Genomic DNA, 22,752 nt, shown 5'->3' on the forward strand with positions numbered 1-22,752 from the left:
TAACAACTAAACTCTTTAAACCCATTTTAAAATGAAAAAAACAATTTTTAAAGGAAGTTTGGGCTTCCTTTTTTTGGTTTCGATACTAAACTCTTGCAAGTCAGGAGAAGTTTCAACAGCAACCAAGAATCAACCAGTTGGTATCAATACTAATTTTATGGATAAATCAGTAGATCCAGCAGATGATTTTTTTCGCTATGTAAACGGACAATGGTTTGATAAAACTGAAATTCCAGCAGATAGAACACGTTGGGGAAGTTTTGATGAACTACGTAAAAAAACAGATGAAGATGTAATGATTATTCTTAAGGATGCATTGAAAGATAAAACGATAGATCCAAAATCAGATCAAGGGAAAGCTTTAAGTTTGTATCGTTCTATTTTAGATACCATTAGTAGAGATAAAAAAGGGATTACACCGTTAAAACCCTATTTAGATAAAATAAATAATTTAAAAAACACACAAGAAGTAGTAGCTTTTATAGCCGAGATGGAACCTCAAGCAGGTGTTGGTTTTTTTGGTAGTTATATAGGTACAGATGCTAAAAACAGTACACGAAATGTAGTATATGTAGGAACAGGTAGTTTAGGTTTACCGGATCGAGATTATTATGTTTCTGATGCACCTGATAATAAAGAGAAAAGAGAAAAATATGTATTACATATAGCAAAAATGCTTCAGTTTATTGGAGATAATGAAACGGTAGCAAAAAATAATGCAACTAAAATTTTGGCTTTAGAAACAAAAATGTCTGAAGCAACTTTTGATAGAGTAGAAAGAAGAGATAGAAGGAAGAGCTATAACCCTATGACCGTAGCTGATTTAGAGAAAATTACACCTACTGTAAAATGGAATACATATTTAGAAAGTGTAGGAATAGGTAAAATAGATTCATTAATTGTATCTCAACCGAAATACATGGCTACTCTAGAAACTATTTTCAAAGAAAATGATTTAGATTCTTGGAAAGCTTATATGAGATGGACTCTATTAAGAGGCGCATCAGATGAATTAAGTACTGCAATTGAAAATGCTAATTTTGAATTTTATGGTAAAACCTTAACAGGAGCTGTTAAACAAAGACCAGCCGATGAAAGAGCATTGCAAGTGGTAAATAGAAGAATGGGTGAAGCTATCGGGAAATTATATGTTGCTAAAAAATTCCCACCAGAGGCAAAAGCAAAAGCACAAGCTATGATTGCGAATGTTTTTAAAGCCTTTGAAAACAGAATTGATAATTTACCATGGATGACCAAAGAAACTAAAGAAAATGCCAAATTAAAATTAAAAAAATCAAGAGTTAAAATTGGTTATCCAGATGTATGGGAAGATTATTCTAAATTGACTATCACAGATCCAAAAGACGGAGGTACATATTTCCAAAACTCAAGACAATATGCTTTATGGAGACATCAAGAGAATTTGGATAAATTAGGAAAACCAGTGGATAAAGAAGAATGGGGAATGTCACCACAAACGGTAAATGCTTATTTTAATCCTTCTTATAACGAAATTGTGTTTCCTGCGGCTATTTTACAACCGCCTTTCTACGATTACAGAGCAGACGAAGCGGTAAATTATGGAGGAATAGGTGCCGTAATCGGTCATGAAATTTCTCATGGATTTGACGATTCAGGTTCAAGATATAATGCAGATGGAAATTTAGTAAACTGGTGGAGCGATGAAGATTTAACGCAATTTACTTCTTTAGGAACTGCTTTAGCAGATCAATACTCTGCGTTACAACCTTTACCAGGAATTTATGTGGATGGTAAATTTACTCTAGGAGAAAATATTGGTGATTTAGGAGGTGTAAATGCTGCTTATGATGGGTTACAAATCTATTTAAAAGAAAACGGTAACCCAGGTTTAATAGATGGCTTTACACCAGAACAACGTTTCTTTATTTCTTGGGCAACCATTTGGAGAAGTAAAATGAGAGATGAAGCCATTAAAAACCAAGTAAAAACAGATCCACATTCTCCAGGAATGTATCGTGCTTATGTGCCGTTACAAAATGTAGATGCTTTCTATCAAGCATTTGATGTAGAAGCAGGTGATGGTATGTATGTAGCTCCAGAAAAACGAGTTAAAATCTGGTAATTTATTTGTTGAATGTCTAAAATACATTTAACAAAAACTACAGAAAAATTGTAATTTATTTTAAAAACATACATTTATATTTACAAAAAATAAATAAAAAAAAATGAGAAAAATAATTAAAATTAGTTCAATTGCATTTTTAGTAGGATTACTATTTTTTATTTCATGTGAAGATGAAAATCTAGGGAAGGATGAAGATGAAACACTAACTAAAAGTTTTGTTATTGATGGAAAAATAAAGCAGGATGGAATGTTAATTGGAAAAGAGATTAACAATGAATTAGTACTTTTATTAAATAATGAAGAATTAAAAAAATTATTTAGTGAAATAAATGATGAACAAGGGTTAGATCATATCGAATATAGTGATTTTAAGATTTTAAAAAAAGAAATAGAAATAAGTGGAGAAATAGAAGTTTATTATGGATTATATGCAAATGATAAAGATCACAATTTTAATACTGCAATTGAATTAAAAAAAACTAACGATACGTTAAGTTTATACTCTAAAGGAGGTACTATAACTTGTACAAGTACTAATTGTGGTATAGCAGGTTGCTTACCAGTACAAACCACAGTTACAAGTGATGGACAATCTGTTAAAGTATGGACATGTAGTACATGTTCTCAAAGAGATGGAACTTGTTCTAAAACAGCTACAATTTCAATTGAACCCTAAAAAAAATAAATGAAAATAGTAAACTTTATTATTTTATTATTAATAATTTCCTGTAGCAGTAAAAAGCAAGTAAGCCAATATTTAATAGAAAGTGATAACTATCTTTTTGCAAAGGAATTATCAGAAAACCAATATGAAATTCTAAAAGACACTGTAGAATTTAAACAATTTTTAGAAAATGAATTGCCATTTAAAACAAAAATTAATTTAACTAAGGTTGAAATTAAAAAGCAATTGAGTATAAGCGACAAGCCTTTTCCTTATTTTTTTGTTAAAGTTACAAATGCATCTGGTGAAATTAGTATTTCAAAGTGGTTAGAAAAGAAAGGGAATAAACTGTATTTTATAGAAAATTATGAAAATGAAGAAGCTTCTATGAGAAGTAATTATACTATATGTAAGGGTAAAGAGAAATGTGGTCCAGAGTTTTTTTATACCGATTCTATAAAAGGATGGAATTGCAGTAAAGAATTAATATGCTTAGTTGGGCAAAATGATTCCATTAAATTACCATGTCAAACCTATAAAACAGTTATATTAAGAGACTAATAAATTATATAAAAATAGCTAACACCCAAGTACAATTTACTTGGGTGTTTTTTTATGGTTTTTTTAAAGCTTTATTGACTAAAAATAATCCGAAAAGAGTAACTAACCCACCAATAGCAATAGATACTGTTAAAGGTTCGTTGAATAAAATATATCCAAAAAACAAAGCCACCATAGGGTTAATATAGGCGTACAAACTACTTACTTCTTTAGGTAAATGTTCTAAAGCATAAATAAAAGCAATAAACGTTAGAACGGATCCAAAGACAACTAAATAAGCAATTGACCACCAAGAAACAGCAGGTATTTCACTTAAAGGAACCGTTTCTCCTGTCGATTGAATTACCCCAAAAATAGCCACACAGGAAATTAACATTTGTAAGCCTAAACTAAAATAAGGGTTGAAATTCGTTCTATTTTCTCTAATATAAATAGAAGATAATGCCCAAGTAAAGGTTGCAATAACAGAAAGAATAATCCCAAAACGAAATTCAGGATTTAGAAAATCATGCAGATAGTCATAGAATATAACACAAATTCCAAAAAAACAGATAATCAATCCTAATACGGCTCTCCATGAAACTTTTTCTCCTCTAAAAAAACTAATAATCACAATCCATAGCGGAAATATGGAACCTATTATAGCACCCAAACCACTGGAAATATATTTCACACCCCAAGTACTTAAGCCGTTACTCAACATGAAATTTAATATACTTAATACTAAAATATTACGCCATTGTCTTTGTGTAGGCCAAGGTGCTTTCTTTATAAGAAAATAAGTTAAGTAGATAATACCACCAAAAAATTGACGTAAAACAACCAACTGCATGGCAGGCATATGTTTAACTCCTTCTTTAGAAGCAATCCATGTAGTTCCCCAAAAAAAACTAATCCAACATAATGCAAGAAAAGGCAACCCAATTGCCTTTTTTTTCTGCTTGATATATTCGTGAAAAACACTAAAATAGGCCATTTAATTAAATCTCTTTTTTAAAAGTATAACCCAAAAGCTTTTCTATTTTAGCACTAGAAATGATTTTGCCTTTACTCATTGAATTTTGAACAAAGATAGGCAAAGGCAAATTCATATTTTTTGCTTTTTTGTGATAATATTCTTCTCGTGTAGGATGCTGAGGTGCTACTGCATTAAAAATAATATTGTCGTGCTGAACTTTTTTCAGCATCTTATTACGCTGTTTATTGTCACTTCGAGCGGAGTCGAGAAGAAAATTTATAATTGCTGTAATAATCCCAATACAATCTTCTTGATGTATAAAATTAATTGGGCCATCAGGGTTTTCTACATTTTCTTTGCCAGCCAAATATTTTATAGGATGTCTATCTTCTCCAATTAAACCACCAAAGCGTAGAATTATAGTTTGAAAATGGGGATTACCCAATAGTAATTGTTCTACTTCAACTAATTGTTTTCCGCTTTCTGTTTCCGGATTTGTAGGTGTTTCTTCTGTCACTTCGAGCGGAGTTGAGAAGATTTCTACATCTTCATAGACAGAAGTCGAACTAACAAAAAGGACTTTTTTAATTTCAGATTTTTCTATTTGGGTAACCAAAGTTTTTATTCTATCCACAAAAGAAATGGAAGTGTCTTTTCTCAAACCAGGCGGAATGTCTATAACTAAAACTTCCGAATCCTTTAAAAAACCAGTTATGTCTCCTTCAATGGTATTTTCGTAAAGAGCAATTAAATAAGGTTGGATGCCCTTTTCTTGCAATAATTCGAGTTTATGCACTGAAGTTGTGGAACCTTTAACTGAAAAACCGTTTTCAATTAATGTTTTGGCTAAGGGCAATCCTAGCCAACCACAGCCTAATAAAGAGATTTGTTTAGTCATCTTCTGGACGTTTAGGAGGTAAAGGTAATTTTAATAAATTATCAGTTTCAAACGCGTAGTTATATATAATATTAAAAGGCAAAATTGATTCTGGATTATTATATAAAGTATAATCATCTACATTTTTTTCTCTAGCAACTATTTTGCAAGCCTTTAAATAACCTGCTCGAGTATAAGATAAAACGTTTATATAATCTGAAAAAACGGCATCTTCTTTAAGTTTTACTACTAATGTATACTGCTTGTTTTTTAAAATATGTAATGCTATATTTTCTGCTATTTCATTACAATTAACAGGACTGTTATTAATTAAAATGTCATTTTCTTTGGTTAATTGAACCATAATTTCATTTTCAAAAGATGCAACTCTTCTCTCTTCAAAAATGCCTTCAGGATTGTCTTGATAGTATCTTTTGGGAAATTTTGGATTTTCAGGATACGCGTTATAAGCAATCTTAAAATCGGAGTAAGTCGTAATAACTTTTTGTAATTTATATAACTGTTTTAAAGAAGTATTCTTATCAATATTAAGTTGTACAAAGTAATTGAGATTTTCAAAATAAAATCCTTCATTATTAAGCGCTACTACTATTTCTTTTAGTTGACTGAAATTTCTTTTTTTTCCATAAAAGTATAGTTCTCCTTTTTTTGAAACATATAGTTGTAATGTTTTATTTCGTGAATAAAGAACTTCGGTAAAAGGAATATTAGGCAACTCGATATTTCCTTTAATATAAGGGTTTTCGGCATGTTGTTTCTTGAAATAGCTTTCAAAATCGACTAAGTTAATTTTAGAAAAGGCAAATGCTACAATAGAAATGATGCTAAAAGAAAGTATCATGTATTTGAAGTAATGCCGACTAATTATTCCTAAACTTTGCCAGGATTGTAAAAACAAGACTAAAATAAATAATACAAATAAATAAGGATATTCTTCACTAAAATTGAGATGCTCATAAATTGAAAAGGTATAATCTCTCCAATAAAGACTATTCATATTCATAACTCCGTAGAACACAGCTAATTTTATAAAACAAAATAGAAAGAACCAAATCCATATATTTTGGTTGTGAACTATTTTTTTACGGCTAAATTGAATTCTTTTTTCCCACAATTTTTTATTGGTATCAAAAATTATTTTTAGGAAAAAAGTTTGTGCAATAATTAAAGCTAAAAAAGCATAAAATAAATTATAAAAAAGGAGTTCGTTTTCTGTAAATTCTAAATAGTTAAAATTTGGTGTAAACGTATATGACCGAAAAATATCTCTACCTAAAATAAAAAATTGGTATAAAAAAAAGCTTAGAAAAATACTTATAACTAAACCTGACCAAAACCTCAATTTTGAAATAGGAATATTGGGTTTAATTTGGATTCTTTTTGAAAAATTAGTTATCGCCATTTATAACGTTCTATATAAGTATTAGTAGCAATATCATGTTCGTAATATTTTTTATAAGTAAACCCTGCTTTTACTAATGTAACAGAATCAGGTTTGATTTTTTTATCTAAATGAATATAATTTTTATCTAAATTATTTGTATCAAATGTGACTAGAAAATAATCATTAAGAATATCTGATCTATGTTTCTCTTCATCTTTTAAAATTTGTTGACTATAAAACAGTTTCTCTTTATAGTAAAAATAAAACTTTATGGAATTTAAATCTTCACCACGAATTATTTGTTTAGTATAAGCGATACTTTTACCCTCATACTTTTCAATTTCTACTTGTTTTTTTTTGTTATATAAATTAAATAGAATTAGAAAAGTAATTATTAGTAAACCGATAATACTATTTAAATTTTTATAATCAGTAATTTTTTTAAACATTTAACTGTCTTTTTTTACTAGAACAAATCCATCATTTTCAATTGCCATATACCCTTGGTCGTATAAGAAATAATAGGTATTACCTGTTTTAGTTTGGTAAATAGAGGTGAAAAACTCAAAATCAAACCCCTTACTTAGAAGTTTATTTCTCGTCGTTTTGGTTTTATCTTCTGGATTTAATTCGCACAGAATTCGATAATTTTTACGCAATTTGTTGTTCACATTACGCATCAAATTATTCTGATCTTTGTTCATTTTATTATTGTAGGCATTTCTACAACTATCAGAACAAAATTTTTTATCTTCTCGACCTACAATTTTATCGTTGCATTCTAAACAAACTTTGGTCATTCTTAAAAATTATTTTTATGCAATAAAGCTTGTTTAATATGTGCCAAATGGTGGTTGCAATGCCAAGCATATAATCCGGCCACACTTTTTAAGGTGAACGATTTGTTGCTTTCTGGATGGAAGTACGTTTTTTCCCAATCTTTTTCATCCATATTTACCATCAACAAATGCCACTTGTGATGCAAACCTTTTAAGATTAATAAAGAATAGGAAATATCATCATCTGTGCCATCACTTAATTCCGCCCAAACATCTTCCGCATAGGGTTTAATGGTGGGGTTATTTTCAGTAAGTGCCAATTTAAATCGGATCAAAGCATTACTATGGCTGTCTGCACAATGATGCACTACTTGCTTGATGTTCCAACCATAAGGACGGTATTTCCAATGCAATTCTTCTTTAGAAAGACCATCGGTCACAGCCACAATTTGTTCGGGAAAATGTTGTATTTCTGAAATCCAAGTACTAAGGATATCGTCTGTAATGATTTCCGGACAATTGAATTGTCCTATGGGATATTTAAGTTGATCTATGTTCATTTTTACTTATTTCAAATTTTCAATATCTTTGATTAATGTTTCCCCATTATTTTTGATATCGGTTATAATTTCTTGATATTCTTTTAAATTTCTTTTTCTGATAGAAATTTTTTGACTCATACTTTTTGTGTTCAAAATTTTTGTTTCATAACCCCAAATTACTGGCTCTTCAAAGGGTTCTATACTGTTTTCTACATTTCCTGTAAAGCGTGTCATAATGATATAATCAACATCCAATTTGTCAATTATTGGTTGACAATATTTTTTATCGTAAACCCCTTGAAAAGTAACTCCTAACAATTTTTTGTTAGGAAAAGCGATAATTTCAAATTCTTTATTCTTGCTAATTTCAATCTCTATATTTTTTCTAAAATCATTCATTCCATAACCATTTGAACATTGGAGGACAATAATTTTTACTTTTGAATCAGATGGATTGATAATAGTGTCTTTTTTATTATTTTCGATACGTACATAATTTGTATCATGTTCTATTTTGTTAATAGATTTTTCAATTATATTTTCATCTTTTTTAGGTTGACAGCTAATTATAAAAATGAATAGCAAAATTTTTAAAAAAGCTTTCATATCCATTTATTTCTTAAAATTAAAAACGACTTCTTTTTTAGAATCTTCAAAATAAGCATAAAGGTTGATTTCATTTTCAGATACTTTTTCAAAAGTAAAATTATCAAAGTACATTCTGTTTTTTTCTTTTTTGATAAACCTAAAATCTTCGGATTTGTCTTTGTCTTCCCAACCTTTTAAATTAGCATCAAAGTGTTTGATTTGGTACAAAAGTGTCTTGTCTTTTTCTACGATATGACCTACTTCATAAAAAACAACTTTACCTTCTACCACTAATTTAAAATCAAAGAGCATGGAACCGCCTAAAGCTTGGCTCCAGTTTTCTTGAAAAACCCCACCAAAAGCTTCTCCAGTCCAATTTCCAACAAGCCATTCTATATCTTTTAAGGTTGCTTTTTCCGAACCTTTTTCATCATTATAATGGAGTGTGTTTTGTGCGAAACCTAAGGATGAAATGAATAGGAATAGAAAGATTTTCTTTTTCATAGACTTCGATGTTATTTTAATGGTTTGGAGATAACGTTTTACTAATATTGAATTCATGTTTGTATTTATTAAGTTGTCAGTTCAAGAGGAGTCGAGAACAATTTTAATTGGGTCATCTGGACTCTGTTCGATGTAACTTTATCTCAATTTCTTTAAACTGTATAAATCATGTCTTCTGTCTTTCATGGTGTTTACACTTCCGTGTTCATGCAATTCTTTTAACAAGTCTAGATCCACATCTACTATTAACGTCATTTCTGTATTTGGAGTAGCTTCTGCTTTAATTCCATTACTTGGAAAGGCAAAGTCGGAAGGCGTAAAAACAGCTGCTTGCGCATATTGAATATCCATATTATTTACTTTAGGCAAATTCCCTACACAACCAGCAATAGCTACATAACATTCATTTTCAATGGCACGCGCTTGTGCGCAATGTTTTACTCTTGTATAACCGTTTTGCGTATCCGTTAAAAATGGGACAAATAAAATATTCATGCCTTCATCTGCCATTAAACGAGCTAATTCTGGAAACTCTACATCGTAACAAATTACGATGCCAATTTTACCACAATCGGTGTCAAATGTTTGAATCATGTTACCACCTGTCATTCCCCAATGAAACACTTCATTTGGTGTAATATGAATTTTGCGATACATTTCTGAAGTACCATCTCTACGACACAGATAGCCTACATTATATACATGGCCGTTTTCCATATATGGCATACTACCAGATATGATATTGATGTTATAAGAAATAGCATACTCTTGGAATTTTTTATGAATGGCATCTGTATATTTAGCAAGTTCTTTAATGGCATCAGCTTCCGATAAATGATTATAATCTGCCATTAATGGAGCAGTAAATAGTTCTGGAAAAAGCGCAAAATCACTTTCGTAACCAGAAACAGCATCAATAAAAAATTCTGCTTGTTCAAAAAGTGCTTCTAAATTATTTAATGGACGCATTTGCCATTGGATTAATCCTAAACGAACAATACTTTTATTTACATTTATGAGTTTCTTTTTGTCTTCATAATAGATATTGTTCCACTCTAATAAAACGGCATATTCTTGAGATTCTTTATCTCCTTCTAAGTAATTTTTTAAAACGCGTACTTCATGAAAATCATTACTTAATTGAAAAGATAAGACCGGATCATAAATTTCTTTTCTTTTAACCTTTTCTAAATATTGTTTAGGATTAATTTCACTTGCATATTTGCCATAATTTGGAATTCTTCCTGCAAATACAATGGAACGGAGATTTAATTGTTCACTTAGTTCTTTTCGAGCATCGTACAAACGTCTGCCTAATCGTAATCCTCTGTAATTAGGATTAATAAAAACGTCTATACCATACAAAACGTCTCCTTCTTTATTATGAGTAGAAAAAGAATAATTACCTGTTATTCCTCTATAAGTCTTTGTTTTAAAAGCAAAATCCTCAGTTACTAATATAGACAAAGCGGAACCTACAACGATACCGTCTGCTACTATAACGAGTTGTCCTTCGGGAAAAATTTTAAGAAGTTTTTCGATATGATCTTCTTTCCAATAGGATTCAGACATTTGAGGGTAAGCCTCAATCATGGATTTTTTTAATTGTTTATAATCTTCAATTTGTAGATTTCTTAATTCTACTTTACTAATAGTATTCGGCATATAAATAGGTTTTTACCAAAGATACTAATTTTATATACGGTTATCAAGTGATGTAATAATGTTGTAAAAAGTGATAATAATTATATAAATTAAATTATTCCAATAGCAGGTATTTTTACATATTAATAATTTTGACATGACACTTGAAATAGGCCTTGTTTTGGGTATTCTAGCAGTAGCATTTGTGTTATTTGTAAGTGAAAAATTTACTGTAGATAAGACGGCATTTTTTATTCTTATAAGTTTACTTCTGTTTGGGATAGTTTCTCCTGAAGAATCAGTATCTGGATTTTCAGATAATTCTGTTTTAACCATCCTTTGCTTAATGATTATTGCTATAGGGTTAGAAAAAAATGGTGTAGTTGCTTTAATGGCAAAAAGAATTGTGCCTATAATGCATTGGCCCATTTGGTTATTTTTACCTTTGTTAATGATCGTTGTAGGTCTTTTATCTTCTTTTATTGCAACAACGGCTGTAGTTATTATCTTTATAAAATTAGTCAATGAATTAGATAAACTAGGAAAAATTGATAAATCAAAAGTACTTTTACCTATATCATTTGCTGGAATTTTAGGAGGAAGTTGTACTTTGATGGGAACAAGCACTAATTTAATTGTTTCTGGAATATCAAATAGAAGTGGCATAGGAACATTCTCGTTTTTCGAATTTTCACTAGCAGGAATTATTTTTATACTGATTGCTATACCTCTTGTTTTTATTTTATCTAATTTCTTTCTGCCTAAACATGCAGAAGAAAATAATATTGATCTAGGGAGCAAATTTGCCTATATAACTTCTGTTAAGATAAGAGAAGGTTCTAAATTAATTGGTAAAAAGCCTTATGAAACTGAAATATGGGATGAGAATGATATTCGTTTGATTAAAATTCAAAGAGGTAAACGTTATTTGAAAAGTGATTTAAAATCAGAAATTTTACAAGAAAACGATATACTTTGGCTCGATTTAACAATAGAAGACTTAACTTCTAAATCGGAAAGTTTAGGTTTGAACATTTTAGGGGTTGATCAAGATTTATTAGAAGAACAATACACAAATGAATATCATGAAGTAATTATTTTACCCAATTCGAGGTATGTAAATATGTCGGTGAAAGAGTTTAATGAACAATTGCCAGATAATATAACAGTTAAAGCAGTAAATAGTGAAAAAGACTACGAACAAAATCCGAATATGATTTATAAATTTTTTTCCAAAAAATTCATAAATCCTGGCAATAGAGTTTTATTAACTGGTAATGTAAGTGAAATACAAAAAATAGCACACTCAAATAACTTGCTTTTTACAAATTCTGTTTTAACACTCCCTAATATTCCTACTTACAAGAAAATAATTTCATTATTAGCTATCCTTTTAGTTATTGTCCTTTCAGCTACAGATACATTTTCAATTTTAAAAAGTGCGCTAATTGGTGTTGCTTTATGTTTATTTACGGGTTGTATTCAATTAAAGGAAGCCTATTCAGGAATAAATTGGCAAGTTATTTTTTTATTAGCAGGAATGATACCTTTGGGAATAGCAATGAAAAACACGGGTACAGATGATTTTATAGGAAATCATTTGTTTTTGTTATTAAAATCAGTACCTACTTCAGCAGTTATAGCATTAGTATTTGCTTTTACTATGCTTATGAGTGGATTTATTTCGAATAATGCAACTGCAATTATTTTGGCACCTATAGTAATTGTTGTAGCCCAAAAAATGCATTTAAATCCGAAACCCTTATTGTATGCCGTGATGTTTGGAGCCAATTTTAGCTTTTACACACCCATGGGATATCAAACCAATGCGATTATCTATGGTATGGGAATTTATAAATTCAAACATTTTTTACTTATTGGAGGTATTTTATCAGCTGTATTATTATTAGTCGCTTCCATTATTTTACCTGTTTTATATAATTAATAACTACTGTTTTATTTATTTACAAACGGTTACAAACGCTTACAAACGAAAGTAAATAACTAACAACCGAATGTCGTTTAAAAATTGTTACATCTTTGCCCTGTCGAAATGAAACGAGAAGCATTGCAATATTAAAATGAATGTTAATTTCAATTCTAACGTTTTATAACATATAATAATAATTTATATAAACCATTTAAAATTTTACAAGCCTTATGAAAAACAGAGTACAGTTAATCGGACATGTAGGACAAGAACCTGAAATCAAAAATTTAGAAGCAGGAAAGAAAGTAGCTAGTTTATCTATTGCCACCAATGAAGTTTATTATAAAGATAATGGAGATAAAGTAGAAAAGACGGAATGGCACAGAGTAACAGCTTGGGGGAAAACAGCTGAGATTATTGAAAAATTTGTAACCAAAGGAAAAGAAATAGGTGTTGAAGGTAAATTAACTAATCGAACGTATGACGATAAAGACGGTGTAAAACGTTATATCACAGAAATAGTGGCTAATGAGGTATTGCTTTTAGGTAAATAATATGTAAAGCACACTATTTTTGTAAAATTACCATAAAATAGTGTGCTAATTTGTTAAATACATAAAAATAAAACACTTAAATTTTGTATTTAAAAAAATATTTATATTTACTTAATATAAAATTCAAGTGTATGAGTAAACTTTTGTCAGTATTGTTTTTATTATTCTTTAAAGTAATAATTGCACAAGTAGGTATCAATACAACAGTACCATTAAGTACATTAGATATAAATGGAAATTTAACTGTAAAAGAAATTGGAATTGCAAATGCTAATATTCCTGGTTCTGGAACTTTTTTAGGTGGTACTACAAGTAGCCCAAGCTTAATTAACGATGGAATTTATATTTCTTTAACTCCAAGTGGAGCCAATAATAGTTTTTCATTACCCAATGCTGTTAACTTTCCAGGTAGAACGTATATACTTAGAAATATTTCAGGTAGTGAAGATGTTTTATTATATACAACATCGGGAAATTTGTTTTTTTCGAAAAATTCAAAAGACCCAACAGCTTCCCCAATAGTTATGCCTTTTAATGGTGATTTAAAGACATTGATATTAATTAGTGATGGTATTAATTGGACCTATATTTTCTAATTATCTAAGCATAAATTGAATACTTTTTAAAAAATAGATTTAGCCACTCGATATGTATTAGTATGTGCTTCAATTATCGTTTTTATTTCTGGGGAATAACCACCACCCATTGAAACTTGCACGGGTATTTGATATTCATGGCATAATTCGAAGACAATTTCATCTCTTTTTTTGCAACCATCAATTGTGCAGGAAAGTTTTCCTAATTTATCACTTGCTAAAATATCAACACCAGCTAAATAGAATATAAAATCGGGTTTTTGTTGTTCTATTAATCTTGGGATAATTTCCGAAATGGTTTTAAGAAATACATCATCATTAGTATTATCAAGGAATTCAATATCCAGATCTGATTTTTCTTTTTTAAAAGGATAGTTTGATTTTCCATGTGTAGAAAATGTAAAAACATTAGAATTACTTTTAAATATTTCGGCTGTTCCATTCCCTTGATGTACATCTAAATCAATAATTAATATTTTTTTTGCTAATTTATTATTAAGTAGAAACTGTGTTGCAATGGCTTGATCATTAAGCAAACAAAATGCTTCTCCGTGTGTAGCATAAGCGTGATGAGTTCCACCAGCTATGTTAAATGAAATTTTTGTATCAAAAGATTTTTGGCAACCTAAAAGAGTTCCTTGAGCAATTCGCAGTTCTCTTTCGACTAAATCTGCAGAAAGAGGAAACCCAATTTTTCTAATAGCTCTTGGCTCTAAACTTAAATTAATCAATTGATTTACATATTCTTTTGTATGAACAGCTAAAACATATTCTAAATCACAAATTTTAGGTTCAAAAAAATCGTTGGGTTGAACTGTTCCTTCATAAAGTAATTGTTGGGGTAACAATTCGTATTTCAACATTGGAAAACGATGACCATCTGGTAAAGGATGTTTGTAAATAGGATGATAAGCTATAGGAAACATGATTTAATAATCATAACCATTAGTAAATTTACTTAATATAATTTCTTTTGTTTTAGAATCATAATAGCTCAAGATATAAAATTTTTTATATGGAAAATAAGATTCATAATTTACAAACCTATTTTGAGAAGTAAATCGAGCTATTTTATCTATATATAAAGGTTGATAACCTGTTTCTTTTTCATTAAAATTTGTATCCAATAATACATCAAAAAAGACATTTTGAGGAATATAATTATTACCGTAATTTCCTCCTACACCAGCCATTTCTAAACCAATATTCATTAGTATATCGCTATTTCTTACCACATCTTTGGTTCCACCAAAAGTCACATAATATGTGTTATTATGTTTATAAAAAGATGCTCCTAAGCGAGTAGAAGCAAGTTTACTTATAAACTGCTTAGAGTTTTTAATTTTCTTAGGAGAATTATTTTCGGTTTGAACTAAAAAATTAGCAGTAAAAGGAGAAATAGAATCTTCTATGATTTTATATTTTTTTATATTTTTTTTTGTTTCGAAATCTAAAATCTGAATATCTAATTCTTCTTCATTTAAAGAAAGAATAACAATATTTTTATCAAACAATAAAGAATTGGATTGGGTTACACTAGCTAAATTAGCTATAAAATTATTCTCTTTTATTTCAAAACTTTTTAAGTCTATTGTATAAATTTGGGTTTTAGATGGATTGTGATTTAAACTAATTATTAGAGAATCATTTCTTACATAATACTTAATTGGATTGGCTCCTTCTAAAAAAGAGTTAAAAGCATTTAAATCAATTTTAGCTAAACCATACAAATCAAATAAGTCATTTAAAGTTGTTTTATTTTTACTCGCATTTTCAAAAGTAAAACTTGTAAAATTTAGAGTATTTATCAATATTTCATGACCTGTAAGCTTAACTAATTGAATTTCTTTTGATGTCTTTTGTTCTGTAATGAAATAAAGCGAACCATTTTCATAGAATTGGGTAAAAATAGTATAGTTCTTGAAAGATATAGGGTATAAAATGGTTTTAGTAGTATGGGAAATAAAATCAAATTCTACACCTGTAATTTTTTCAAAATCTTCGGTTGCCCAATAAGCAATTGGCTTTTGATCAGAAGAAAAGCCACAACCTAATAAAAACCTAAAATTGAATGGTTTTTTACTTACGATGCTGTCTGAAAAAAAAATAGCACTATTAAATTTTATACCTATAAATTGTTCTTTATCTGCTGCAAATGAAAAAATCTCGTGTGTATCAGGATTCATTTGAGTAATTAATTGATGATAATCGGTATTTCTTTTGAATTCAAAGGATGCATCTGCCAATGTAACTTGACCATAAAAGATAAAGCCAATTAGTAAAAAACAAGTAATAAACATTTTTTTCATAAGCTTTGATTTTTAATCAAATATAGCGTAAAACCTAGGATGTCTTGTTAAAAGTTTCTAAAAGTTACATTACTAGAAGCGCTAAGTAGTTAACAATTCTTGTAATTTTTCAATGAATAAACCTATATGATAACCATCGACTAATGCATGATGAGCAGCAACGCTAATATTCATCTTTTTTTTATGCCCCTTATTAATTAATTTTCCAAATGAAATTTTTGGACAACTATCAGGATGTTTGTAATTTCTAGCATGAGTTAATCCAGTAAAATTAATCCACGGAATGGTAGAGAAGTGAATAATATTTTCTGGATAGGAGGTAGTAAGTAAGCCTGAGGTATTTTGAATTCTAGTAATTTCTTTTTGTACAGTTCTATTAAATTCAAAAATGTTATCATCATATTTCATAAAGGAAAAACCAAAAGTTTTATCTTCTCTTATAATAGTTGATGAAACATGAATAATGTCATAGATAATTACTTTTTCATCTTTAATCCTATATTTAAAATTTTCAATTAAATTAACTGCCTCTAAACTTTTATGAAGGTAATAGGTGAAAAATGGAATTTGTAATTCTGTAGCTTTATCGTAAGCAAAAGTAACATCAATTGTACAGTTTATACTAAAAAATGGTTCGTCAAACTGAGAAAAAAACTCAAAGTGTTCTTTTCGATTCCAATTGCTAATGTCTAATTCTCTTTTCATAAAATTTAATTAGACAACAAAGATAAAACTTCTGTAATTGAGGTTATTGCTTTGAAGTTTTCATGATTAATTTCAAAATCAATTTTTTCATATTCCCATGTGGTATGATATGGAATGTGAACACCATAACCACCAATATTTAAAATGGGTAAAACATCTGATTTTAAAGAATTGCCTATCATCAGAAAATCTTTAGCATTAATATCTAATCGGCCGAGCATTTTAGTGTAATCCAATTCTGTTTTATCACTTAAAACTTCTATGTGATGAAAATAATGACCAATACCAGAATCATGTAATTTTCTATGTTGATCTTTTAAATCTCCTTTGGTAGCTACAATTAATTTATATTCACCTTTTAGTTCTTTTAATACCTCTTCTACATTGGGTAACAGTTCAACTGGTTTTTGTAATAAATCTTTACCAATAGTAATTATTTTTTCAATTCCTTTTCCGGAGATAGTATGATTAGTAATTTTTAAAGCAGTTTCAATCATTGACAAAGTAAAAGCTTTAATTCCAAACCCATATAGAGGTAAATTTTTAACCTGATGGTTTAAAATCATTCCTAAAATTTCTTGATTAGAAGCAAAATCTTGAAATAATTCGCAAAAACGAGCTTGAGCTTCATCAAAATAAGGTTCGTTATGCCATAAAGTATCATCTGCATCAAAAGCAATAGTCTTGGGTTTAATAATCATATTTTAGAATTAAAAGAATTGTTTATAACTTATAAACGGTTAAAATTACATTTTTTTGACCCATTTTGAAAATGATTCTTTTCATTTTATAAAATAAATATGAAAACTACCTTTTAGGGTAAAAAGTATTTTTTGAGATAGACTTACTTTTGTACTAAAATTATTAGAATGGAAAAGAGATATAGTAGAAACCGACTTTATATTACTCAGGAAGAGCAAGAAATTATTAAGGATTATCCGATTCTTTTAGGAGGTAGTGGTATTGGAAGTGTTATTGCAGAATGTGCTCTTAGATTGGGTTTTGAAAACATAACAATTATTGATGGCGATCAAGTTGAGTTAACCAATTTAAATCGGCAAAATTATACAGAGGAAGACATTTCTGCTGATAAGACCATGGCTTTACAAAAGAGATTAGAAGCTATAAATAGCAATGCAAAAATTACTGTTCATACGACTTTTTTAACCTCAGAAAATGTGGAAGAGTATGTAAGAGGTAGTAAAATAGCTATTAATGCTTTAGATTTTTCATCTGATGTTCCTTTGGTATTTGATCGCATTTGTCAAGCACAGGGTATACCTATTTTACATCCATATAATTTAGGCTGGGCGGGTTTAGTAAGTGTAATTGCTTCGGATAGCTTATCATTAAGTTCTTTAGAAAAATCGGAAGAAAACTTTAATGAGGTTAATATGGTAGAATATGCGACAAAATATTTGAGATTTTGGGGAAATCCTCAAGAATGGTTAGAAAATATTATTCAAGAATATAAGAATGAAGTTGAGATTTTACCACCACCTCAATTAGCTATTGGTTCTTGGATGGTAGCTTCTATGTGTTCACAAATCTTGTTTGACATTGCAACAGGAAAAGAAGTTAAAAAGTTTCCAGAATTTTATTTTTCTTCAATAAGATAAATCTAAATCAATTTATTATTAGTTGCAAAAGCAACAGCTTCTGATATATTATTAACCCCTAATTTATCAAATAATTTACGACGATGAAATTTAACCGTATCAGGAGAAACAAATATTGCATCAGCTATTTCTGTAATAGTAAATCCTCTAATAGAATAACTTAAAACTTCTTTCTCTCTATCAGACAACTCTATTTTTTCTTCTGATTTCCAAAAATCGCCTTCTAAATCATAAGTAAAGATTTTATTATCCCCTTTTTTGAAAATTTTAATATTTCCCGATTTTTGTTCGTTTGAAAGAGAAACAATACATATTGCTTTCCAAATTTTGCCATCATTGGTAAGGAAAAGAGGTGTCAATTTCTGATTAATTAATATGATTTTACCTTCTTTATTTTTTAAATGGAAATCATAAGAAATAGTATGAAATTTTCTTTCTTCTACTGGAATTTTTTCATAAAACTCAAAACCCACAGCATTAATTTTTAATAATAAATCTAAATCTTGTTTTAGAACATATTTAAAATAAAACAAGTATCCCATCTCTTTTACTTCTTCTCCTGTATGACCACAAAGAAATAATGGATTTTCCGACACATAGTCAAATCCTTTTTTTTCATAATCTATAACATAGATACTATTATAGGTTGTTCTTGCAAAAGCTCTTATAGGCTCTAAATAATCACTTGTTTGTAAAATCTCATCATCTGAAACACCATTAACTGTGTTTTTTAGTGAAAAAAAATTGTTTATGCCTTCCATGTTTATTTGTTTACTATCAAATATAAGGTTTTTTTAAGAAAAAAATCTTATAAACTACACTTTAGAGTAGTTTTTATTTAACTGACTCATTACTACTATTTTGTGTAATGTAGAGCTAGTAGATGTTAAATAGTTTTGAGTATAAACAAAAGCAATTATGATACTTACAAAAAACTATTTAGAAAGACTAGAAACAAACGAGATAAAAAAATTATCTGAATTTGTAGTGGTGGAAAATTTTAAACACCATTCCAATAATATTCTTCCAAAAGAATATAAGCAAGATGTAAAATCTATTTATAAAGAAGAAATGAATTACATCAATAACTCACAAATTTTTGTTTCAAAAAATGATACAGGTGAAATTGTGGGGTCGATTCGTGTTTTAAAATGGAATTTTATGGATATTCTTCCTATTCAAAAAATCTTTGGAATTAACCCTTTAAACGTAGTTGGCGATATAGAATTGAATGATATTTTTCATATTGGAAGATTTGCTATCAAAAAAGAAGGTAGTGATCCCCAACTTTTCAAACAGTTAATGATTTGTGCTATTTCTCCTATTTGTAAAAATAAAGGGAATATAGTTTTTGCTGAGTGTGATAGTAAATTACTCAGAATTCTAACATTATTAGGTATAAAAGCAACAATTGTAGGTGAATCTATTGACTATTTAGGTTCTGAAACCATTCCAATTTGTATGAGTTATGATGGATTAATTGATTTTTATAATACCAATAAATCTTTGGTACCTGAAAATGTTATTGAAAATCAACCTATAATAACTCATTCACTACCTAAAAGTGTAGTTTTTAATACACTAACATACAACTACTCTTTAGTGTAGCAAACCCAAAGAATTAGTTAAGTAGTTTTGAAATGTAGTTAAACAAGAATAACGATGAACAAAATAATTTTAAATTTTATTTTCCTTTTTTCAGTCCTTTTGGGCCAAGCACAAACGATTTATACTGGACAAGTTATTGATCAAAAAAATGAACCAGTAGCGTTTGCAAATGTGATAATTTATAATGCAATAGATCAAAGTATTAAAAGAGGAGATATTACAGATAGTAATGGAAATTTTAAAATTGAGTTGAATGAAATAGGCGATTATTATCTAGAAATTAGTTTTTTAGGTTTCAAAACAAAAAAAATAGATTTAAAGGAATACAAAACAGAAAAAATAATATTAGAAGAAGATATTAACACACTTAGCGAAGTTATTGTACAATCTAAAAAGCCCACTTTAATAAGAAAAAATGATCGCTTAGTATTTAATATCGAAAACACAGTGGCTCAAGAATTAGGAACAGCAGTAGATGTTCTGAAAGTTACACCTAATATTATTATGAGAGATGATAAACTCTCCATGCTAGGAAAGAATTTTGTAAAAATTATGGTAAATGGTAAAATGATGCCTTTTACAGGGGATGATTTAAAGAATTATTTGGCTACGATAAATAGTAATAATATACTTAGCATTGAAGTGATAACTGTACCTCCATCTGAATTTGATGCAGCGGGAAATGGCGGAATTATAAATATTATTCTTAAAAAACATAAGAACGATTTTTGGAGTATAAATGCAAGATTGTCAAGTGTTCAAAGAACTCAATTTTCTTATGGTAGAGATTTATCTTTTAACTATAAAAAGAGAGACACATACTTAACATTCAGCGTTTCTAATGGTAAATTTCTTAAAAATAATGTATTTAGTAATACCAATTTTTATGAAGATGAAACTTGGCTTGGAAAAGGACCTAACAGATATGATAATGATTACTTAAATTATAGATTTTCAATTACCCAAAACGTTACAAAAAACTGGGAAATAGGAGCAAGTTATGCTGGAACTAATTCTAATACAGATAATCAAACAAATAATATAGATAATGTTTACAACTTAAATGATACGTTTAAATATGCAATATCTTCTAACGGACTTACTCTAAGTGATTCAAAAATTCATGCTGTCAATTTATATAATCAAATCAAATTAGATAGTTTGGGTAAAAATCTTTCTTTTGATTTTGACTATTTTACTTCAAAGTCAGATAAAACAGGAGAGAATCAAGGTGAAAAAACAGAGAATAATACCACTCAGCCTTTATTTTCAAATGCGACAGGAATAGACTATAATTTTGAAAATTTTTCTAACAAAATTGATTTTGCATTTACTTTTAAAAAGATTCAAATGAAAGTTGGAACAAAAATTTCTTTATCTAAAACAACTAATGATTTTAAATTTTACGATACGTTTACTGGCACAGCAGTATTAGATGAAAATCAATCTAATTTATTTAATTATGATGAAAACATTTATGCTTTGTATGCTTCAGGTACATTTAATATATCGGAAAAAATAAACGCAACAATAGGTTTGAGAACCGAAAATACCGTAACTAAGTCTTTTTCAAAATCACTAAATCAAACATTTAAAAATGAATATACTAAATTATTTCCAACACTTTTTCTTAATTATAATTTAGAAGATAATAAATCAATTGCTTTTAATGTAAGCAGACGATTTGAAAGACCCATTTTTGAAAGTCTAGATCCATTCAAAATTGTTCTCAATCCTTATAAAACAATTCAAGGAAATCCTTTTTTAAATCCATCATTTATTACTTCAGGAGAATTGATTTTTAATACCCATAAAAATGAATTTAAATTATATACTAATTGGTTAGATAACGGTTATGAACAAATTGGGGAGATTAATCCTTCTACTAAAGTAATTAATTATACTTATTATAATTATATAAAAACGAAAAGTTATGGTGTAAGCAATACTTACATTTATGATAAGCTACGCTGGTTAACTTCTTATAATACAATTGATTTAGGATATTCCAAAATGTCTTCCTCTATTCCCCAAACTATAGCAGAACAAGAAGGATTTAATGGGGTTTTACAAACTCAAAATACTATTCAATTAAATAAAAAGAAAACACTTTCACTTGGGATTACTTACTATTACGTTTTACCAGCAAAAATAGGATTGGCAAAAATAGAAGGTTATGGACCACTAGATCTTTCTTTATCCTGTAAACTTCTAGATGACAATTTAAATATTTCTTTATATGCTAGTGATATTTTATATACCAGCAGAACTTTGGTTACAACTTATTATAATGATATAAAAACAAATTATAAAAATTATTACGATACGCGATATGTGCGATTAAATGTGAGTTACACATTTGGGAATAAAAATATTTCTTCAAAATCAAACCGATCTAGTAATGAAGAAATACAAGATAGAGCAACTAAATAGATAAAAATAAAATTCTTGGCCGAGAATAGACCGATAAGCAATTGATGTCATAAAACTAGGATTGATTATTAAATTTTTAAACAAAAACAAGATGAAAAAAATCAATTTAAACAAAGGGTTAACATTAAACAAAGAGGCAATCACAAAATTACAAGAGTCTCAAATGTCTAGTTTAAAAGGTGGAGCACAAGAAGCAGCTGCTGGATCATGTGTATTATTATCATGTAATCAAACTAAATAATTAATTAATCATTAAAACAAAAACAAGATGAAAAAAATCAATTTAAACAAAGGGTTAACATTAAACAAAGAGGCAATCACAAAATTACAAGAGTCTCAAATGTCTAGTTTAAAAGGTGGAGCACAAGA

General features: G+C 28.6%; 25 protein-coding genes. 11 read left to right on the plus strand and 14 right to left on the minus strand.

From position 1 onward, the window contains the following. Positions 1-31 precede the first annotated feature (31 nt). The 3 genes from HALO113_RS13655 to HALO113_RS13665 all read left to right on the plus strand — a co-directional run bounded on the left by HALO113_RS13655 (position 32) and on the right by HALO113_RS13665 (position 3,332). Entirely contained in the window at positions 32-2,104 is a 2,073-nt protein-coding gene (locus tag HALO113_RS13655; protein ID WP_159779649.1) for a M13 family metallopeptidase, read from the plus strand. A gap of 103 nt (positions 2,105-2,207) precedes the next feature. Continuing rightward, positions 2,208-2,783, plus strand: coding sequence for a hypothetical protein (locus HALO113_RS13660; protein ID WP_159779650.1), 576 nt, complete (start codon positions 2,208-2,210; stop codon positions 2,781-2,783). A gap of 9 nt (positions 2,784-2,792) precedes the next feature. Beyond that, positions 2,793-3,332, plus strand: coding sequence for a hypothetical protein (locus HALO113_RS13665; protein ID WP_159779651.1), 540 nt, complete (start codon positions 2,793-2,795; stop codon positions 3,330-3,332). Positions 3,333-3,384: 52 nt separating this feature from the next. Here HALO113_RS13665 and HALO113_RS13670 read toward each other — a convergent pair whose 3' ends face one another. The 9 genes from HALO113_RS13670 to HALO113_RS13710 form a co-directional block, all read right to left on the minus strand. Beyond that, entirely contained in the window at positions 3,385-4,308 is a 924-nt protein-coding gene (locus HALO113_RS13670) for a DMT family transporter (RefSeq protein WP_159779652.1), read from the minus strand. A gap of 4 nt (positions 4,309-4,312) precedes the next feature. Then, positions 4,313-5,188 carry an SDR family NAD(P)-dependent oxidoreductase gene (locus tag HALO113_RS13675; RefSeq protein ID WP_159779653.1) on the minus strand — a complete coding sequence of 292 codons (876 nt, stop codon included), beginning with the start codon at positions 5,186-5,188 and terminating at the stop codon, positions 4,313-4,315. Then, the gene (locus tag HALO113_RS13680) at positions 5,181-6,185 is read right to left on the minus strand and encodes a hypothetical protein (protein ID WP_159779654.1); all 1,005 of its coding nucleotides are present in this window, start codon (positions 6,183-6,185) and stop codon (positions 5,181-5,183) included. The genes HALO113_RS13675 and HALO113_RS13680 overlap by 8 nt, the downstream gene beginning before the upstream one ends. A gap of 395 nt (positions 6,186-6,580) precedes the next feature. Further along, the gene (locus HALO113_RS13685; protein ID WP_159779655.1) at positions 6,581-7,021 is read right to left on the minus strand and encodes a hypothetical protein; all 441 of its coding nucleotides are present in this window, start codon (positions 7,019-7,021) and stop codon (positions 6,581-6,583) included. Continuing rightward, a complete protein-coding gene (locus tag HALO113_RS13690; protein ID WP_159779656.1) occupies positions 7,022-7,372 on the minus strand; it encodes a hypothetical protein in 351 nt (116 codons plus the stop codon). It lies immediately after the preceding gene. Positions 7,373-7,374: 2 nt separating this feature from the next. Continuing rightward, positions 7,375-7,911, minus strand: a complete 537-nt coding sequence (locus HALO113_RS13695) for a YfiT family bacillithiol transferase (protein ID WP_159779657.1) — start codon at positions 7,909-7,911, stop codon at positions 7,375-7,377. A gap of 6 nt (positions 7,912-7,917) precedes the next feature. Further along, positions 7,918-8,499, minus strand: a complete 582-nt coding sequence (locus HALO113_RS13700) for a hypothetical protein (protein ID WP_159779658.1) — start codon at positions 8,497-8,499, stop codon at positions 7,918-7,920. Between the two features lie 6 nt (positions 8,500-8,505). Then, on the minus strand, positions 8,506-8,985 hold the full coding sequence (locus HALO113_RS13705) for a DUF6265 family protein (protein WP_159779659.1): 480 nt from the start codon (positions 8,983-8,985) through the stop codon (positions 8,506-8,508). A 138-nt stretch (positions 8,986-9,123) separates the two neighbouring features. Next, positions 9,124-10,650: a bifunctional GNAT family N-acetyltransferase/carbon-nitrogen hydrolase family protein gene (locus tag HALO113_RS13710; protein ID WP_159779660.1), complete on the minus strand. Its 1,527-nt coding sequence runs from the start codon at positions 10,648-10,650 to the stop codon at positions 9,124-9,126. A 136-nt stretch (positions 10,651-10,786) separates the two neighbouring features. Between HALO113_RS13710 and HALO113_RS13715 the strand changes: the two genes are divergently transcribed. From HALO113_RS13715 to HALO113_RS13725, 3 genes are all read left to right on the plus strand, one after another. Beyond that, complete coding sequence (locus HALO113_RS13715) at positions 10,787-12,574, plus strand: SLC13 family permease (protein WP_159779661.1); 1,788 nt, start codon at positions 10,787-10,789, stop codon at positions 12,572-12,574. Between the two features lie 215 nt (positions 12,575-12,789). Then, complete coding sequence (locus tag HALO113_RS13720) at positions 12,790-13,113, plus strand: single-stranded DNA-binding protein (protein ID WP_159779662.1); 324 nt, start codon at positions 12,790-12,792, stop codon at positions 13,111-13,113. Between the two features lie 131 nt (positions 13,114-13,244). After that, a complete protein-coding gene (locus HALO113_RS13725) occupies positions 13,245-13,709 on the plus strand; it encodes a hypothetical protein (RefSeq protein WP_159779663.1) in 465 nt (154 codons plus the stop codon). 26 nt (positions 13,710-13,735) lie between these two features. On the opposite strand, the gene HALO113_RS13730 is transcribed toward HALO113_RS13725, so the two are convergent. The 4 genes from HALO113_RS13730 to HALO113_RS13745 form a co-directional block, all read right to left on the minus strand. Next, positions 13,736-14,635 (minus strand): histone deacetylase, encoded by a 900-nt coding sequence (locus HALO113_RS13730; RefSeq protein ID WP_159779664.1) that lies wholly within the window; start codon positions 14,633-14,635, stop codon positions 13,736-13,738. A gap of 3 nt (positions 14,636-14,638) precedes the next feature. After that, complete coding sequence (locus tag HALO113_RS13735; RefSeq protein WP_159779665.1) at positions 14,639-16,018, minus strand: hypothetical protein; 1,380 nt, start codon at positions 16,016-16,018, stop codon at positions 14,639-14,641. An 81-nt stretch (positions 16,019-16,099) separates the two neighbouring features. Beyond that, positions 16,100-16,723 (minus strand): chloramphenicol acetyltransferase, encoded by a 624-nt coding sequence (locus HALO113_RS13740; protein WP_159779666.1) that lies wholly within the window; start codon positions 16,721-16,723, stop codon positions 16,100-16,102. A gap of 5 nt (positions 16,724-16,728) precedes the next feature. Further along, positions 16,729-17,424 (minus strand): HAD family hydrolase, encoded by a 696-nt coding sequence (locus tag HALO113_RS13745; RefSeq protein WP_201297650.1) that lies wholly within the window; start codon positions 17,422-17,424, stop codon positions 16,729-16,731. A gap of 168 nt (positions 17,425-17,592) precedes the next feature. On the opposite strand from HALO113_RS13745, the gene HALO113_RS13750 reads away from it, so the two are divergent. Next, positions 17,593-18,342 (plus strand): ThiF family adenylyltransferase, encoded by a 750-nt coding sequence (locus HALO113_RS13750; RefSeq protein WP_159779667.1) that lies wholly within the window; start codon positions 17,593-17,595, stop codon positions 18,340-18,342. A 2-nt stretch (positions 18,343-18,344) separates the two neighbouring features. Here HALO113_RS13750 and HALO113_RS13755 read toward each other — a convergent pair whose 3' ends face one another. After that, positions 18,345-19,103 carry a response regulator transcription factor gene (locus HALO113_RS13755; protein WP_159779668.1) on the minus strand — a complete coding sequence of 253 codons (759 nt, stop codon included), beginning with the start codon at positions 19,101-19,103 and terminating at the stop codon, positions 18,345-18,347. 157 nt (positions 19,104-19,260) lie between these two features. On the opposite strand from HALO113_RS13755, the gene HALO113_RS13760 reads away from it, so the two are divergent. From HALO113_RS13760 to HALO113_RS13775, 4 genes are all read left to right on the plus strand, one after another. After that, positions 19,261-19,950, plus strand: coding sequence for a hypothetical protein (locus HALO113_RS13760; RefSeq protein ID WP_159779669.1), 690 nt, complete (start codon positions 19,261-19,263; stop codon positions 19,948-19,950). 54 nt (positions 19,951-20,004) lie between these two features. Then, on the plus strand, positions 20,005-22,383 hold the full coding sequence (locus HALO113_RS13765) for an outer membrane beta-barrel protein (protein WP_159779670.1): 2,379 nt from the start codon (positions 20,005-20,007) through the stop codon (positions 22,381-22,383). A gap of 91 nt (positions 22,384-22,474) precedes the next feature. Next, on the plus strand, positions 22,475-22,624 hold the full coding sequence (locus HALO113_RS13770) for a class I lanthipeptide (RefSeq protein ID WP_201297652.1): 150 nt from the start codon (positions 22,475-22,477) through the stop codon (positions 22,622-22,624). Between the two features lie 27 nt (positions 22,625-22,651). Beyond that, on the plus strand, positions 22,652-22,752 hold a 101-nt coding region (locus HALO113_RS13775), incomplete at its 3' end, for a class I lanthipeptide (RefSeq protein ID WP_201297654.1).

The sequence above is a fragment of the Flavobacterium sp. 9AF genome (assembly GCF_902506265.1).
GTDB lineage: Bacteria > Bacteroidota > Bacteroidia > Flavobacteriales > Flavobacteriaceae > Flavobacterium.

Excerpts from the sequence above, each read along its gene's own strand:
- HALO113_RS13720 (WP_159779662.1), top strand. The coding sequence starts at position 12,790 with ATGAAAAACAGAGTACAGTTAATCGGACATGTAGGACAAGAACCTGAA.
- HALO113_RS13670 (WP_159779652.1), bottom strand. The coding sequence starts at position 4,308 with ATGGCCTATTTTAGTGTTTTTCACGAATATATCAAGCAGAAAAAAAAG.
- HALO113_RS13755 (WP_159779668.1), bottom strand. The coding sequence starts at position 19,103 with ATGGAAGGCATAAACAATTTTTTTTCACTAAAAAACACAGTTAATGGT.
- HALO113_RS13760 (WP_159779669.1), top strand. The coding sequence starts at position 19,261 with ATGATACTTACAAAAAACTATTTAGAAAGACTAGAAACAAACGAGATA.
- HALO113_RS13740 (WP_159779666.1), bottom strand. The coding sequence starts at position 16,723 with ATGAAAAGAGAATTAGACATTAGCAATTGGAATCGAAAAGAACACTTT.
- HALO113_RS13680 (WP_159779654.1), bottom strand. The coding sequence starts at position 6,185 with ATGAATAGTCTTTATTGGAGAGATTATACCTTTTCAATTTATGAGCAT.
- HALO113_RS13675 (WP_159779653.1), bottom strand. The coding sequence starts at position 5,188 with ATGACTAAACAAATCTCTTTATTAGGCTGTGGTTGGCTAGGATTGCCC.
- HALO113_RS13665 (WP_159779651.1), top strand. The coding sequence starts at position 2,793 with ATGAAAATAGTAAACTTTATTATTTTATTATTAATAATTTCCTGTAGC.
- HALO113_RS13660 (WP_159779650.1), top strand. The coding sequence starts at position 2,208 with ATGAGAAAAATAATTAAAATTAGTTCAATTGCATTTTTAGTAGGATTA.
- HALO113_RS13700 (WP_159779658.1), bottom strand. The coding sequence starts at position 8,499 with ATGAAAGCTTTTTTAAAAATTTTGCTATTCATTTTTATAATTAGCTGT.
- HALO113_RS13745 (WP_201297650.1), bottom strand. The coding sequence starts at position 17,424 with ATGATTATTAAACCCAAGACTATTGCTTTTGATGCAGATGATACTTTA.
- HALO113_RS13705 (WP_159779659.1), bottom strand. The coding sequence starts at position 8,985 with ATGAAAAAGAAAATCTTTCTATTCCTATTCATTTCATCCTTAGGTTTC.
- HALO113_RS13770 (WP_201297652.1), top strand. The coding sequence starts at position 22,475 with ATGAAAAAAATCAATTTAAACAAAGGGTTAACATTAAACAAAGAGGCA.
- HALO113_RS13685 (WP_159779655.1), bottom strand. The coding sequence starts at position 7,021 with ATGTTTAAAAAAATTACTGATTATAAAAATTTAAATAGTATTATCGGT.
- HALO113_RS13730 (WP_159779664.1), bottom strand. The coding sequence starts at position 14,635 with ATGTTTCCTATAGCTTATCATCCTATTTACAAACATCCTTTACCAGAT.
- HALO113_RS13690 (WP_159779656.1), bottom strand. The coding sequence starts at position 7,372 with ATGACCAAAGTTTGTTTAGAATGCAACGATAAAATTGTAGGTCGAGAA.
- HALO113_RS13765 (WP_159779670.1), top strand. The coding sequence starts at position 20,005 with ATGAACAAAATAATTTTAAATTTTATTTTCCTTTTTTCAGTCCTTTTG.
- HALO113_RS13750 (WP_159779667.1), top strand. The coding sequence starts at position 17,593 with ATGGAAAAGAGATATAGTAGAAACCGACTTTATATTACTCAGGAAGAG.
- HALO113_RS13695 (WP_159779657.1), bottom strand. The coding sequence starts at position 7,911 with ATGAACATAGATCAACTTAAATATCCCATAGGACAATTCAATTGTCCG.
- HALO113_RS13710 (WP_159779660.1), bottom strand. The coding sequence starts at position 10,650 with ATGCCGAATACTATTAGTAAAGTAGAATTAAGAAATCTACAAATTGAA.
- HALO113_RS13715 (WP_159779661.1), top strand. The coding sequence starts at position 10,787 with ATGACACTTGAAATAGGCCTTGTTTTGGGTATTCTAGCAGTAGCATTT.
- HALO113_RS13725 (WP_159779663.1), top strand. The coding sequence starts at position 13,245 with ATGAGTAAACTTTTGTCAGTATTGTTTTTATTATTCTTTAAAGTAATA.
- HALO113_RS13655 (WP_159779649.1), top strand. The coding sequence starts at position 32 with ATGAAAAAAACAATTTTTAAAGGAAGTTTGGGCTTCCTTTTTTTGGTT.
- HALO113_RS13735 (WP_159779665.1), bottom strand. The coding sequence starts at position 16,018 with ATGAAAAAAATGTTTATTACTTGTTTTTTACTAATTGGCTTTATCTTT.